Origin of the sequence: Desulfonatronum sp. SC1 (assembly GCF_003046795.1) — a bacterium.
GTDB lineage: Bacteria > Desulfobacterota > Desulfovibrionia > Desulfovibrionales > Desulfonatronaceae > Desulfonatronum.
This window is the reverse complement of sequence record NZ_PZKN01000054.1, coordinates 1-14,087: the sequence shown is the minus strand read 5'-3', so window position 1 is coordinate 14,087 and position 14,087 is coordinate 1. Positions and strand designations below refer to the sequence as shown.

11 protein-coding genes and 1 CRISPR repeat array are annotated in these 14,087 nt (G+C 61.3%); of the genes, 8 read left to right on the top strand and 3 right to left on the bottom strand.

Annotated features, from left to right (window positions below; translation table 11 throughout):
* From C6366_RS18055 to C6366_RS18045, 3 genes are all read right to left on the bottom strand, one after another.
* The coding region (locus C6366_RS18055; RefSeq protein WP_107740528.1) for a DNA topoisomerase at positions 1-1,873 on the bottom strand (1,873 nt) is incomplete at its 3' end.
* 22 nt (positions 1,874-1,895) lie between these two features.
* A complete protein-coding gene (locus C6366_RS18050) occupies positions 1,896-3,425 on the bottom strand; it encodes a bifunctional GNAT family N-acetyltransferase/carbon-nitrogen hydrolase family protein (protein WP_107740526.1) in 1,530 nt (509 codons plus the stop codon).
* A 41-nt stretch (positions 3,426-3,466) separates the two neighbouring features.
* A complete protein-coding gene (locus C6366_RS18045; RefSeq protein WP_107740524.1) occupies positions 3,467-3,868 on the bottom strand; it encodes a hypothetical protein in 402 nt (133 codons plus the stop codon).
* A gap of 472 nt (positions 3,869-4,340) precedes the next feature.
* On the opposite strand from C6366_RS18045, the gene C6366_RS18040 reads away from it, so the two are divergent.
* The 8 genes from C6366_RS18040 (at position 4,341) to C6366_RS18000 (ending at position 13,096) form a co-directional block, all read left to right on the top strand.
* Positions 4,341-5,648, top strand: coding sequence for a DEAD/DEAH box helicase (locus tag C6366_RS18040; protein ID WP_107740521.1), 1,308 nt, complete (start codon positions 4,341-4,343; stop codon positions 5,646-5,648).
* A gap of 196 nt (positions 5,649-5,844) precedes the next feature.
* Positions 5,845-9,000, top strand: a complete 3,156-nt coding sequence (locus C6366_RS18035; RefSeq protein WP_107740519.1) for a response regulator — start codon at positions 5,845-5,847, stop codon at positions 8,998-9,000.
* A 96-nt stretch (positions 9,001-9,096) separates the two neighbouring features.
* Positions 9,097-10,239, top strand: coding sequence for a site-2 protease family protein (locus C6366_RS18030; RefSeq protein ID WP_107740532.1), 1,143 nt, complete (start codon positions 9,097-9,099; stop codon positions 10,237-10,239).
* A gap of 60 nt (positions 10,240-10,299) precedes the next feature.
* Positions 10,300-11,034 (top strand): hypothetical protein, encoded by a 735-nt coding sequence (locus tag C6366_RS18025; protein WP_107740517.1) that lies wholly within the window; start codon positions 10,300-10,302, stop codon positions 11,032-11,034.
* A 599-nt stretch (positions 11,035-11,633) separates the two neighbouring features.
* Positions 11,634-11,864, top strand: a complete 231-nt coding sequence (locus tag C6366_RS18015; RefSeq protein WP_107740513.1) for an AbrB/MazE/SpoVT family DNA-binding domain-containing protein — start codon at positions 11,634-11,636, stop codon at positions 11,862-11,864.
* Positions 11,861-12,274, top strand: coding sequence for a putative toxin-antitoxin system toxin component, PIN family (locus C6366_RS18010; RefSeq protein WP_158269855.1), 414 nt, complete (start codon positions 11,861-11,863; stop codon positions 12,272-12,274). Before C6366_RS18015 ends, C6366_RS18010 begins: the two co-directional genes overlap by 4 nt.
* Positions 12,275-12,558: 284 nt before the next feature.
* Positions 12,559-12,837, top strand: a complete 279-nt coding sequence (locus C6366_RS18005) for a type II toxin-antitoxin system Phd/YefM family antitoxin (protein WP_107740511.1) — start codon at positions 12,559-12,561, stop codon at positions 12,835-12,837.
* Positions 12,827-13,096, top strand: a complete 270-nt coding sequence (locus tag C6366_RS18000) for a Txe/YoeB family addiction module toxin (RefSeq protein ID WP_107740509.1) — start codon at positions 12,827-12,829, stop codon at positions 13,094-13,096. Before C6366_RS18005 ends, C6366_RS18000 begins: the two co-directional genes overlap by 11 nt.
* A gap of 465 nt (positions 13,097-13,561) precedes the next feature.
* Positions 13,562-13,829: direct repeats of the CRISPR family, unit length 28 nt; unit sequence TTTCTAAGCCGCCTGCGCGGCGGTTCAT.
* Positions 13,830-14,087: the final 258 nt, after the last annotated feature.

Here is a 14,087-nt window from a genome sequence, read left to right as displayed (position 1 = left end):
TGCCTTGGGTGGTGAACTGTTTGATCCGGGCGATGAACTCACGGGGATCGTCCCGGCCCTGGGCGATGTCCTCCAGGGCCTTTTCCCAGACATGGGTGACCTTGGCCGAGGTGAGTTGGGGGACGGTGGATTCCACGAAGTCGATCAGGGTGATCCCGGTGTCCGTGGCAATGAGGCGCTTCTTGTCCCGGCGCACGTAGCCGCGCTCCACCAGCAGTTCGATGATCGCGGCCCGGGTGGAGGGTCGGCCGATGCCCACGGCCGGGGCGGGACGGGATTGGTCCTCCAGGCCCATGATGGAGTTCAGCGCGGTTTCCCGGCCGGATTCGGATTCGCCGTGTCCATTGCCCGTAGCGTCGTCGCCCGCTTGCGGCCCCGGCGTTTCAAAATCCCCACGCTCCATGGCCGCCAGGAGGGTCTTTTCCGTGAAGTGGGATGGGGGCTTGGTCTTGCTGGCCTTGACCTCGGTGGCGTCCACATGAATCGGGTCGCCTTGCTCCAGGGCCGGGAGGACCACGTCGTCGCCCTTGCGCCAGGGCTCGGCCACCAGCCAGCCGGAGTCCAGGAAGACCTTGCCCGCGGCCTGGAGCTTTTGCCCGTCAACGTCCAGGAGCATTTTCGTGTTGCGGACCTTGGCCGCGGGCAGGAACGCGGCGATGAGCCGCCGGGCCACCAGGTCGTAGATCTGCTTCAGGCGCTGATCCATGCCCGAGGAGGGCGTCTTGCCCGTGGGCAGGATGGCGTAGTGGTCCGTGACCTTGGCGTCGTTAACGCAGGCAAAGGTCTTGTGGGTTTTCAGGCGTTCCAGGGCCAGGTCGGTCAGGGGCTTGTAGCCTTTGGGCAGGGCGGCCAACCGCTGGGGCATTTCCTTGAAGATTTCCTGGGTGATGTACCGGCTGTCCGTGCGCGGATAGGTGATCACCTTCTCCGCCTCGTAGAGCTTCTGGGCCATGTCCAGGGTCTGTTTGGCCGAAAAGCCGTATTTGGCGTTGGCCTCCTTCTGCAGCGCGGTCAGGTCGTAGAGCAGGGGCGCGGCGATGGTCACGTCTTTCTGCTCCAGGGTCGCGACCACTCCGTCCAGGCCGTCCACCTTGACGGCCTGATCCTGGGCTTCCTGTTTGGTTTTGAACCGATCCCCGGCAAAATCCGGCGGGGCCAGAACCTGGGCCGGGAAGGGATCGCCCTGGGCGGGCGGCAGGGGGGAGAGCGTGGCCGTGCAGGTGAAAAAGGGGTCGGAGACAAAGGCGTCGATGGCCTTGCGCCGATGGACCAGCAGGGCCAGGACCGGGGTCTGGACCCGGCCGATGCTGAACTTGTCCCCGCCCTTGATGGTGTAGGCCCGGGAGAAGTTCATGCCTACCAGCCAGTCGGACTCCGAGCGGGCCCGGGCCGAGGCTGCCAGGTTGTCGAAGCGTTGCCCCGGTTGCAGCTCGGCGAAGGCCTTGCGGATCCCGGCGTCGGTATTGTCCAGAATCCACAAACGGCGGAAGGGTTTGGTACAGCCCAGGTAATCGTAAAGATGGCGGAAGATCAGCTCGCCCTCCCGGCCAGCGTCCGTGGCTACGATGATCTCGCCCACGTCCTCCCTGGCCAGCAGGCCGCGCAGGATTTCAACCTGCCGGGCCGTGTTCGGCAGTTCCTTGAGCAGGAAGCGTTCCGGAAACATGGGCAAGGTGGCGAAGGACCATCGCAGCCAGGCCTGGTTCTGCTCGCCGGGGTAGGCGTAGCCCAGCAGATGGCCGATCATCCAGGACACCACGTACCGCTCGTCCTCCAGAAAGGCCTGGGAACGGGCCTTGGCCGGGGCGATCTTGAGCACCCGTGCCAGGTCTCGGCCGGCAGAGGGCTTTTCCGCCAGGATCAGGGTTTTCATCGGAAGGGTCGCGGTTCGTGGTTCAATGGCCGATCCACTTCAGCCGATACAGATCCCGCCGTCGGCTCTTCATGTTCCGCACGCTGCCCTGGCGGCGCAGTTCCTTGAGCAGGTCCAGGTCCACGTCCGTGATCAGGGTGGTTTCCGTGTTCGGGGTGGTTTCCGCGGCAATGGCGTCGTGGGGAAAGGCGAAGTCCGAGGGGGTGAAGATGGCGGACTGGGAGTACTGGATGCCCATGGTTTCCACCTTGGGAATGTTGCCCACGCTGCCGGAGATGACCACGTAGCATTCGTTCTCGATGGCCCGGGCCTGGGCGCAGAGGCGCACCCGCAGATAGGCGTTCTTGGTGTCCGTCCAGAAGGGAACCAGGAGAATGTTCGCGCCGCGCTCCACCAGCAGCCGGGCCAGCTCCGGGAATTCGATGTCATAGCAGATCAGGATGCCGATCCGGCCGATGTCCGTATCGAAAGTCTTCAGCGCCTCGCCGCCGGTCAGGCCCCAGGAGCGATGCTCCTCGGGCGTGATGTGCAGCTTGTACTGGGCGTCCCAGGTTCCGTTCCGGCGACAGAGAAAGGAGACGTTGTACAACTTGTGATCCCGATATTCCGGCACCGACCCGCTGACAATGTTGATGTTGTAGGCCAGGGCCAGGCGCAGCAGTTCCTCGCGCAGTTCCTCGGTGTACTCGCCCAGGCGGCGCATGGCTTCCGGCGGACTTTCGTTTTCGTACTGGGCGATGAGCGGGGCGTTGAACAGTTCCGGAAACAGGACCAGGTCCGTGCCGTAGTCCGAAACCGTGTCCACGAAGAACTCCACCTGTTGCTGGAAATCCTCGAAGGACGCGAAGCGGCGCATCTGCCACTGGACCGCGCCCAGCCGGACCACGGTCTTGCGTCCGCCGATCAGCCGGGTCTTGGCTTCGTAATAGATGTTGTTCCACTCCAGGAGCACCGCGTTGCCCTCGGACTGGTGATCCGATGGGTAATAGTTCTTGAGCAGGCGCTTGATGTGGAAATCGTTGGAGAGCTGGAAGGAGAGCACCGGATCGTAAATTTCCTTGCGCTTGACCCGGTTGATGTATTCCTGCGGGGAGATTTCGTCCTTGAACTTGCGGTATCCCGGAATCCGCCCGCCGACGATGATCCCTCGCACATTCAGCTTTTCGCAGAGTTCCTTGCGGGCGTCATACAGCCTGCGGCCCAGACGCATGCCCTGGTATTCTGGATCGACGATGATCTCGATGCCGTAGAGGTAGTCCCCCTCGGGGTCATGGTTGGACAGGGTGCCGTCGCCCACCACCTGCATGTAGGTGTGCTTGCCGACGTAGTCCGCGTAGTCGATCATCATGGTCAGGGCCACGGCCACGGCCCGGCCCTTGTCCTCGATGCAGATCTGGCCCTCGGGAAACCGGTGGATCATGGCCTCGATCTGGGATTTGTCCCAGGGGGTGTCCACGGTCCGGTAAACCCGCTCCATCATGGCCTTGACGTCGGTATAGTCCTCGATGCGCAGGTTGCGCAGGTTCAGTTTGTGGGAGACGGTTTTTGACATAAAAGAGTAATGATTGTCCTTATTGACATGAAGGTTTGAGATCAGCGCCTGCGTCGGTACTCGTCGCTGTTCATGATGTCCTGGCGCACGCGCTGTTCGTCCCAGCCTTCGCGGAGCATCTTGCGGCGATAGGTTTCCTGGCCGTGACGGTCCGGTTTGCGGCGCAGCAGATCATCATAGGCCCGGTTGATGACCACGTCGATCTGGCGCAGCCGGTATTCGTCGCTGTCACGCAGGGCCGCCCGAACCCGGGCCTCGTCCCAACGCTCGTCGATCATCCGGCTCCGGAAGTGCCGCATGCCCTCCTTGTCCGGTTGGCGTCCGAGAATATCCTCGTAGGCCCGGGTGATGATCCGCTCGTAATCCTGGGCCTGCGCCGAAACGCCCGCCAGCAAAAACACGCCGACCACAATCAGCCCGACCAGCAATCGCCGCGTGAACATATCTGCCTCCATCTGCGTTGAAAACGACAAAAGGGATTGCGCCTGGACTTCCTTACAAAAGGAGCACGGGACGGGCAAGGGGAGCCGGTGCCGGAAAGATCGAAGTATCTCGATGCCGGCTTCCCGTCGGAGACAGCATCAATCGAAATCGAAATCGATCCAGAGTGCTCGTGCTTCGAGAACACAAATGTCCTGGAGTGAGACGACTTCCGGGCTGGAAAATACGTGTTTATGGACGTGTGCCGCCGAATCGCTTTACTTTCCCCGAAAAGTGGATATTGTCCGGCCTTGCTCTTGCGTGATTGGAATTGAGCCCCTTCCTTCGTCTCCTCCATCGGCCCCCTCTCGCCGGTCAGAGTCCAGCCCGAACGAATTCTCGAGCCCAGAGCTTTCCCATACCTCGCCGAAGTTTCGGCACGCAGTCCGTATCACGCCGTTTTGCGGATTTTCATCTATATTTTTTGGAGTTATTGTGAATTTTGAATCATTTGCGCTGGATAAGCGCATCATGGTCGGCGTTTCTCGCGCCGGTTACCAGATCCCGACCCCCATCCAGATCCAGGCCATTCCGCCGTTGCTGGAAGGGCGGGACGTTCTCGGTCTGGCTCAGACCGGCACGGGCAAGACCGCTGCCTTTGCCTTACCCATTTTACAAAAACTGCTCGCCCTGGATGTTGCCAAACAGGGACCGGTCCGAGTTTTGGTTCTGGCCCCGACCAGGGAACTGGCCGTGCAGATCCATGAGAACTTCGTGGAATTGGGCGCTGAAACCGGGATGCGTTGCGCCGCGGTCTTCGGCGGCGTGAGCCAGAACCCCCAGGTCAAGACCCTGAGCCGGGCGACCATCGTCACGGCCTGCCCGGGTCGTTTGCTGGACCTGATGAACCAGAAGCTGGTGGATCTGTCCAAGGTGGACACCCTGGTCCTGGACGAGGCGGACCGGATGCTGGACATGGGCTTTGCCCCGGACATCCGGCGCATCGTCTCCCGGTTGCCCGGCAAGCGCCAGACCATGCTTTTTTCCGCGACCATGCCCGATGAGATCCGGAAGCTGACCAGGGAATACCTGCGTGACCCGGTGGAGGTGAAGGCCGAGATCACGGACCGCAAGGCGTCCATCTCCCATGCGTTTTATCCCGTGCCGGGCCATCTCAAGGCCGGGCTGCTGGAAGAGCTGCTGCGGTCCACGGACCACGAAACCATGCTGGTCTTCACCCGGACCAAGCACCGGGCCAAATCCCTGGCCAGAAAGCTGGAGGGCAAGGGCTGGGCCGCCACGTTCCTGCAGGGCAACATGTCCCAGAATCGCCGTCAGGAGGCCATGACCGGCCTACGCACCGGCAAGTACACGATCATGGTGGCCACGGACATCGCCTCCCGGGGCATTGACTGCGAACGGATCACCCACGTGATCAACTTCGACATGCCGGACACCACCGAGAGCTACACCCATCGCATCGGCCGCACCGGTCGGGCCGAGCGCACAGGCGAAGCCCTGTCCCTGGTCACCCGTGAGGACGACGAGCAGGTCCGGGCCATTGAGCGCAAGTTCGGTGGAAAAATCGAACGACGAACCCTGGAAGGCTTCGACTACGCCGCGCCCGGCAGCGTGGAGCCGGACCGGGACCGGGAGCGTCCCCGCCAGAGCCGATCGACATACGGTCGGTCCGGTACGTCGCGTGGGATGTCCCAGGGCCAGTCCCAGGGTCAGTCCCAGGGCCGGTCCCAGGGCTACTCCCAGGGTCGGTCCCGAGGTGGGGCTGAAAGCAGGGCTCGGTAGATCCCGTCGCGAATCCTGAAGCAAAAGGCCCCGGAGTGATCCGGGGCCTTTTTGTTTTTCGTCTCCAGAGTTGGAACTATCGTGGCAGCTTGTCGCCGATCCGGGAGGGCTGTGCCGGTTGTTATTTTCAGGCCGTCGCGGTACGCATTCGAACAAATGCGAGGATATCTTTTATCAGCTGGTGGAGGCAGGGGCGATGAAGGGCGTTAGATGCACCGTGCCGCGAGAGGGCGCGGTTTTTGATTCGATTCCTGGAAGCGTGAAAAGCCTCACAGTGGGGCTCGTCTGGTTGGGATTCGCCTTGAGTCTGTTTTTGGGGAGCATTCCGGGAATCGCGGGGGTCGCTCGGGCGGAGCAGGGTGCGCCGCGCACTTTCGGCTATGAAATGTTCGACCGGCATGGGGCGATCATGCTGCTGATCGACCCGGAGTCCGGGGCGATCAGGGACGCCAACCGGGCAGCCGCGGAGTTCTACGGGTATCCCCGTGCTTTGCTTCGGACCATGACCATCCAGGACATCAACGCCTCCTCTCCCGAGGAAGTCCGCCAGGAACGGGAGGCCGCGGCTCGGCAGGATCGCAACTACTTCGTTTTCGTCCATCGCCTGGCCGATGGACGGGTCCGGACGGTGGAGGTGACCTCCTGGCCCATCGAATTCGGCGACGCCACTGTTTTGTTCTCCATCATCCAGGACGTCACGGACAAGATCATGCTGGCCGCGGCCATGGAGCGGCGGACGAAGCTTTTCTTGTGGTCCCTGGGGCTGGGCATTTGCGTCCTTCTGGGCATCATCGCCGTCCTCGTCCACGTCCTGAAACGGCGAAAACAGGCCGTTCTGGCCCTGAATGCCCAGGCCCGCTTTCTGCACACGATCATCAATTCCCTGAGTTATCCCTTTTACGTCATCAACGCGGAGACCTACGCCATTGAACTGGCCAACCGGGCCGCGCTGCCCGACGGCATGCCGCCGGAAGGACTGACCTGTCACCGATTGACCCACATGTCGGACCATCCCTGCAGCGGCTCGGAACATCAATGTCCCATGTTGATCGTCAAGCAAACCGGAAAGCCGACGATTGTTGAACACGCCCATCGCGACCATAAGGGCGTCAAGCGCATCGTCGACGTCCACGCCTACCCGATTTTCAACGAGGCCGGGAAGGTGGTCCAGGTGATTGAGTATTCCCTGGACGTCACGGACCGGCGCAAGATCGAAGAGGATTTGCAGCGGGCCAATGGGCGGCTCGAGGAAGCCATGGGGCAGGCCAAGCGCATGGCCATGGCGGCGCAGGCGGCCAACGTGGCCAAGAGTCAGTTTCTGGCGAACATGAGCCACGAGATCAGAACGCCCATGAACGGCGTGATCGGCATGACCGGCCTGCTCATGGACAGTAACCTCACGGAGGAGCAGCGCGGTTACGCGGAGATCATCCGAACCAGCGGCGAAAGCCTGCTTTCGCTGATCAACGACATTCTGGACTTTTCCAAGATCGAGGCGGACAAGCTGGATTTCCAAGAGGTGGATTTCGATCTGCGGGCCGTGGTGGAGGACACGTTCCAGGTCCTGGGCCACAAGGCCCACGAAAAGGGTCTGGAACTGGTCTTGCGGATCGACGCCGAGACGCCCACGCTGCTGCGCGGCGACCCCGGGCGGCTGCGCCAGATCCTGTTGAACCTGTGCGGCAACGCCATCAAATTCACCGCCGACGGCGAGGTGGTGACCGAAGTCGCCCTGGAGCGGACTACGGAAGACGGCGTCCTGATCCGGTTCGCGGTGCGGGATACGGGAATCGGCATTCCCGAAGAAAAGCTCGCCGAGATTTTTGCCCCCTTTCATCAGGCGGACGCCTCCGTCTCCCGCAATTTCGGCGGGACCGGCCTGGGGCTGACCATCTCCAAGCGGCTGGTGGAGATGATGGGCGGCAGCCTGGGCGTGGAGAGCACGGAAGGCCAGGGCTCAACGTTTTGGTTTACGGCGGCCTTGGGCAGGCAGGATCGGGAGGATGGCGCGGCTCAACCGTCCTTGTTCGGCGACATGCGGGACGTTCGGGCGTTGATCGTGGACGACAACACGACCAACCGTCTGGTGTTCTGGGAGCAGCTCAGCCGGTGGGGGCTGCGCTGCGATGAGGCCGAGGGGGCGGAAGATGCGTTGTCGGCCTTGCGCCAGGCTCACGCCGGGGGCGATCCGTTTCGGGTCGCCCTGCTGGACATGCAGATGCCGAAAATGGACGGCGCGAGCCTGGGCATGGCCATCAAGGCGGACCCGGACCTGCGCGACACCGTGCTGATCATGCTGACCTCGTTGGGGGCCTATGCCGAGGCCCAGCGGATGGCGGAGATCGGCTTTGCCGCGTACCTGCATAAACCGGTCAGGCAATCGCAGCTTTTCGACTGCCTGCAGACGGTGCTCACCGGCCCTGAATCGGGACGCCCGCTCCAGCCTGCCCGGCTCACTGACCCGGAACCGGTCGGGATGGCCATGGAGGCGGATCGTCGGCGACGGGCGCGGATCCTCTTGGCCGAGGACAATCCGGTCAATCAGATGGTCGCCGTGAAGATCCTGGAACGGCTCGGATACAAGCCTGACGTCGTCGCCAACGGCCGGGAAGCGGTCGAATCCCTGGAGAGCCGGGGCTATGATCTGGTGCTCATGGATGTGCAGATGCCGGTCATGGACGGGCTGGAGGCCGCGCGGGAAATTCGTCGTCGGGAGACGGAAGCCGGAGCGGTGAACACGGGGACTCCGATCATCGCCCTGACCGCCCACGCGATGCAGGGAGATCGGGAACGATGCCTTCAGGCCGGGATGAACGACTACCTGAGCAAGCCGTTGCAGCCGGTGGATCTGCTCCAGATGCTGCGCAAGTGGCTGAAGCGCGATAACGACGAAACGTCGGGCCGGGCCTCGACGCCCGTGCCGGATACCGCGCCGCCAGGCGTTGATTCAGACGATCCGGGCGCCTCGGAGGACTTCGGCGCTGCCCAAGCGGACCGCTCGGCGTCCGTTCCGGTGTTCGACAGGGCGAACCTCATGGAGCGCATCGGCGACGACGAGCAGGTCGCCAGGCAACTGGCGGCATTGCTCCTTACGGACGTGCCTCGGCACCTGGATGAACTGGAGACGGCTCTTGGCGACAAAAATTCGGCCACGGTCCGGGAAATCGCCCACACGATCAAGGGCGTCGCGCTGAACACCGGATGCCTGGCCTTGGGCGGGCTGGCCAAGGAAGTCGAAGACGCCGCGGCCCGGGGCGATCTCGGGCGGCCCGGCGAATTGATGCCCGACCTGTGGAGAGGGTTCGATCGACTCCGGGAAGTTCTGCGGGAAGAATTCGGAGAAACGGCCTAACGGCGCGGAAGGAACGGGGCGCGCGGTTTGTTGGGACACGGCGCGCCGTGCCCCTACGTTTTCGAGGCCGCGGGCTCTGAAAGGGAGGAGGACGGCATGTTTGGAAAGAGTTTTAAGCTGTTTGAGGCGTTCGGCTTTGAATTCAAGGTGGACCCGAGCTGGATCGTCATCGCGGTCCTGGTGACCTGGTCCCTGGCCGTGGGCTTTTTTCCGCACGTGCTGGAGGGCCTGGAGCCGCTGGATTACTGGAAGCTGGCGCTGGTCGGCGCTTTTGGCCTGTTTTTCTCCGTCCTGTTCCATGAATTCTGGCATTCCTGGGTGGCGCGGAAGTTCGGGGTGGAGGTCCGGGGGATCACCCTGTTCATTTTCGGCGGCGTGGCCGAGATGAGCCAGGAGCCCAAGACCCCGCAAAGCGAGTTCTGGATCGCCATTGCCGGCCCGTTGGCCAGCCTGTTCCTGGCCCTGAGCTTTTATCTGGTTTACGACTCCGGGATCCGTTTCGGCATGGGCGAGGCCCTGAACAGCGTGTTCATGTACCTGGCCCTGGTCAACCTGATCCTGGCGATCTTCAATCTGATCCCGGCCTTTCCCATGGACGGGGGCCGGATTCTGCGGGCCGCGCTCTGGAAGTTCAAGAAGGATCAACTCTGGGCCACCCGCATCGCGACCAATTTCGGCATGACCTTCGGCCTAGTCCTGATCGGGCTCGGGCTGCTAAACGTGCTGACAGGCAATCTGGTCGGCGGATTGTGGTACTCCCTGATCGGCTTTTTCATCCGCTTCGCGGCTCGGAACTCCTATCGGCACATGGCCGTGAAGCAGGCCCTGGCCGGAGAGCGGGTCCGGACCCTGATGAAGCCGCCGTTGACCGTGACCGGCTCCATCACCTTGCAGGAGTTGGTGGAGGACTACGTCTATCGTCATCATCACAAGTTCTATCCTGTTCGGGACCAGCACGGAGTGCAGGGATGCATCACCACCCGGCAGGTCGGGGAGGTGGCCCGGGAAAAATGGCCGACGACCCAGGTCCGGGAGGTCATGAACCGCTGCTCCCTGATCAACACTGTAGGCCCGGAAGAAGACGTGGTGGACGTGCTCCAGAAGATGAACGCCGCGGGCTTGAGCCGGATGATGGTCATGGAAGGGCAAAGTCTGGTGGGGATCATCTCCCTGAAGGATATCCTGGGCTATCTCACCGCCAGGATGGAGTTGCAGGGGGAGCAAGGACTCGGGGAGTAGTCGGGGTTTTTGAGCGGACTGTTGAGGAACGACTTTTTTGATACGCGGATGGATATGGTTATGGAAAGAACGTGGTTGGTCGGATTTTCAAGGGAACACGCCGGGGTGATGCGCGCCGCGCTGACTCTGGGACTGGAGTTGTGCGACCTGAAGATCGATTTTGTTTGCGAAATGTTTTCAGCGCGGCACGGGGGAAATGTCGAGGGCGAAAGCAGGATGGCCGAGCGCTTCGACCGAAAGCCCGACGACCCCGCATGCCCGGCCTTGCGCGAAGCCTTCGCCCGCCTGATCCAGTCCGGCACTCCGGCACCGGCGAGCGCCGAGGAAATCAACGATCTCGCGACATGCCGCGAAAAAATCGTCGCCGCGTTTCGTGACGACGAAAGTCGGGCCTCGGTCGCGCTTTCCACCCCGGAGCTGGCCGGCCTGCGGACGGCCTGCGAACTCTACGCCAGACTGGCCATCGGCCAGGGGTGGGCCGCGGCGGGCTACCTGGGTTGTCCCGAGGACGCCGCCCAGGCGGCCCATGCCTTCGACCAACGCTTCAGGGAAATCCTTTTCCCTGAACTGCGGAGCGACGCCTACTACGGCATCAACAGCCAACTGGTCCATGACAACGCCCGGGTGGCCTGGGACATCCTGCAGGTGATCCGCCGACACCTGGCCTTCAACGCCCTGGGCAAGGTCGTCGGCCAGGACAAACGCGACGTCCGAACCATGAAAGGCCCGGAATTCGACGACCCCATGCAGCGCTCGCGCCTGGAACTGATCCGCTGCGTCCCGGAAAATTCGTAGTTATGCGGTCGGGGCAGGATGTCGAGGCTCGAAGTTTTTCATGCCCTTCCCTCTGGAAATGCTCTTTCCGGCATTTGCGGGAAACCTTGCTCCGCATCGGCCAAACTCAGCCGGTAATGCCAAGCTTTGCCGCTGAATACGCCAATGGGCGCATTACACAGCACATCCGCCAATGTGCATGCCGACCAAGAACCTCTTCAAGCCAGACACAATCTTTCAGCGACCCCAGGTTCATCACCTGGGACAACAAATGACCCCGACCCCGCACGGCCTCTTCCGGAACCTTCCACCAGACGTACCGTCGGGCCAGGGTCAGGAGGCGGGAGTGGATATCATCAGGTGGGAAGAGTGCCGTATCTTTGACGCATAACAGTCATACGCTCCGGAACCAAAAAAAGTCCTCCGCCAATATTGACGCTGACCGCATCAGTATTCCACGACCGACCAGGAGTTTCAATCCATGCCCTCCATGCGTGAGGGAACAGCTTTCAGTTGTCGAAAATCTGTCGACAACTGGCGGTTCATCCCGACTGAGAGGGGCTTGAAAAAGGAAAAAAAGAAAGTAAGAATACCTTGCAAAACAATACCAGGAGACGGACATGCTCGCCAAATTGACCTCGAAAAACCAGATCACGATCCCAAAGGCCATCATGAACGGCCTGCCTCCAATCGACTATTTCAATGTCGTCCTTCGAGATGGAACCGTCGTTTTGGAGCCGGTTCACGTAGACGGCACGACAACCGAATCCATCCGCGCCAAGATGCGCCGACTCGGCCTCACCGAGGACTCCGTCGCCGATGCCGTGCGTTGGGCGCGGGACAAACCGTGAAGGTCGTCATCGACACCAACGTGCTGGTCTCGGCGTTGCTTTTCGGCGGTCAAACCGAAGGGACGGGGCGAATCGTCGGGCTCTGGAAATCCGGAGCGATCCAGCCCTTGGTCTCGGAAGCGATCATGGCCGAATATCTTCGCGTCCTAGCCTATCCAAAATTCAAACTCACCCAGCCCGAAATTCGCCATCTCCTGGATCATGAAATCCTGCCATGGTTCGAGCCTCTGGTCGTCCCCTCGGGAGATGCGTACATCACCGAGGATCCCGACGATGACAAATTCATCTGGTGCGCGATGGCAGGCAACGCCGAGCTGATCGTCTCCGGGGATCCACATCTTCTGAACTGCGTCCATGCGCCCATTCCCATCATCTCCCCGGCGACCCTGCTTCAGCGCTTCACGCATTAGGAGCGCCTTCGCAGGGGAGCTTGTTCAGCTTCACTTGGCGGAACACACGATGCTTCAATGAGGCCGGGGCGGAAATGCCCCGGAAAACAGTTCGTGTCTCGTGCCAGATTTTACTCTCCCTGGGCCCACACCAAGTAGGCCAAGCGGTGGCAATAGACATGCTCGTTGAGCATGTACGGGAATCAGGGGCAAATGGGTCATGGCATGGTGGGGCTGGGGTTAGGTTGACGGCGTTACGTTAGACTTGTACAGCTTTCCTGTACAATACAATCAGGAGACAGGTCATGCTTCAAACCACGTACACTAATGCCAGGGCCAATTTCAGCACCCTCTGCGACACGGTTGTCGAGGACCGTGAAATCGTCGTCATCACCCGCCGTACAGGGCAAGATGTCGCCCTGGTCGCCGCGGACGAATTGTCCAGTCTGATGGAAACAGCCCACTTGCTGCGATCTCCCAAAAACGCCAGACGCTTGCTCACGGCCCTGAACCGCGCCCTGGACGGCGAAGGCGAGGCCGGTACGCTCCAGAAACTGAAAACCGAGGCCGGCCTTGCGGAGTAGGCCGCGCATCGCCGTATACCAACCGGAATTTCGAGAAGACCTGCGCCATTGGGTCAAAACGGAGCGCAAGACCGCCCTGCGCGTCCTGGATCTCGTGGAAGCGGTCCTCCGCGACCCGTTCCAAGGCATCGGCAAACCCGAACCCCTCAAACATCTCGCCTCCGGTCTCTGGTCCAGGCGTATCACCCAGGAACACCGCCTCGTTTATCTGGTCCAAGATGAACGGATCGATTTTCTCCAGGCCAGGTATCATTACTGATTCTTCTCATCAGCGTATTCCGGCGAATCTGACCAGCCGATCCGGAGGATCGTGACCATTGATTCCGGTGGAAACTGGTCAAAAACCGTGACAATTTGTCACGGTTTCAGATTCAGTCTACGCCCCTCCCGCGCGAGACGACCCAAGACAACTTGTTTTCTGATGTCGCTTGGCACCACGGTTGCGGGGAACGCAGTTGTACGTTCTTGGCGTACAACTGCAACGCCGGTTCATCCCCACGTGTGTGGGGAACGCTCCAGCGCGTCGATGACATCCTGGTCGTTGACCTTCACTTCGATCATGGCGTAGCTTCTCCGTTCAAGGCTTCGCGGCAAAATCTCCCGGCAACCGCTGAGGGCAGACCTGGGGCCCAAAGGTTCCGTTGGCGGGGTGTGGGAGTCCGCCACGCGAGGCTCACGAGGCAGTCCAGGTGCTGCCTCATTTTTTTTGCCCCTTGCTCCCAATTTTCTAAGCCGCCTGCGCGGCGGTTCATGCTTCCAGCCCGAGGGGTCTTTGGATTCGATGTTTCTAAGCCGCCTGCGCGGCGGTTCATTATTGCGGCCTGAAGGACCGGGTTTTCCTGGTTTTCTAAGCCGCCTGCGCGGCGGTTCATGACAGCGCCGGAATCGCCGCGCCGCCCACAATTTTCTAAGCCGCCTGCGCGGCGGTTCATTTTTATGTGCCGAAGTTCCGGGTGATCTGGGATTTCTAAGCCGCCTGCGCGGCGGTTCATGAGAATGTTCAGTGCTCCGTCTTGGGCGCGGATTTCTAACAGGAGTTTAACAGATTGAACGTCATTTTTTTTGAAAACGCAAGTGATTTCGGTGTGTTAAGTCGCCAATTCCTGTAAGACCCCACTGCTCACTCCGTAGCCCATGGCCTTCAGTATCTGGGCCTGGGCGTCGCTTGGTTCCTCAAGCTTGCGGGTCGCTTTTCGTGCCCCGGCATTCCAACAAAGACATGAATGGAGTGTGCGCATCTGCTGCATTGT

Excerpts from the sequence above, each read along its gene's own strand:
- C6366_RS18050 (WP_107740526.1), bottom strand. The coding sequence starts at position 3,425 with ATGTCAAAAACCGTCTCCCACAAACTGAACCTGCGCAACCTGCGCATC.
- C6366_RS18045 (WP_107740524.1), bottom strand. The coding sequence starts at position 3,868 with ATGTTCACGCGGCGATTGCTGGTCGGGCTGATTGTGGTCGGCGTGTTT.
- C6366_RS18030 (WP_107740532.1), top strand. The coding sequence starts at position 9,097 with ATGTTTGGAAAGAGTTTTAAGCTGTTTGAGGCGTTCGGCTTTGAATTC.
- C6366_RS18015 (WP_107740513.1), top strand. The coding sequence starts at position 11,634 with ATGCTCGCCAAATTGACCTCGAAAAACCAGATCACGATCCCAAAGGCC.
- C6366_RS18035 (WP_107740519.1), top strand. The coding sequence starts at position 5,845 with ATGAAGGGCGTTAGATGCACCGTGCCGCGAGAGGGCGCGGTTTTTGAT.
- C6366_RS18005 (WP_107740511.1), top strand. The coding sequence starts at position 12,559 with ATGCTTCAAACCACGTACACTAATGCCAGGGCCAATTTCAGCACCCTC.
- C6366_RS18025 (WP_107740517.1), top strand. The coding sequence starts at position 10,300 with ATGGAAAGAACGTGGTTGGTCGGATTTTCAAGGGAACACGCCGGGGTG.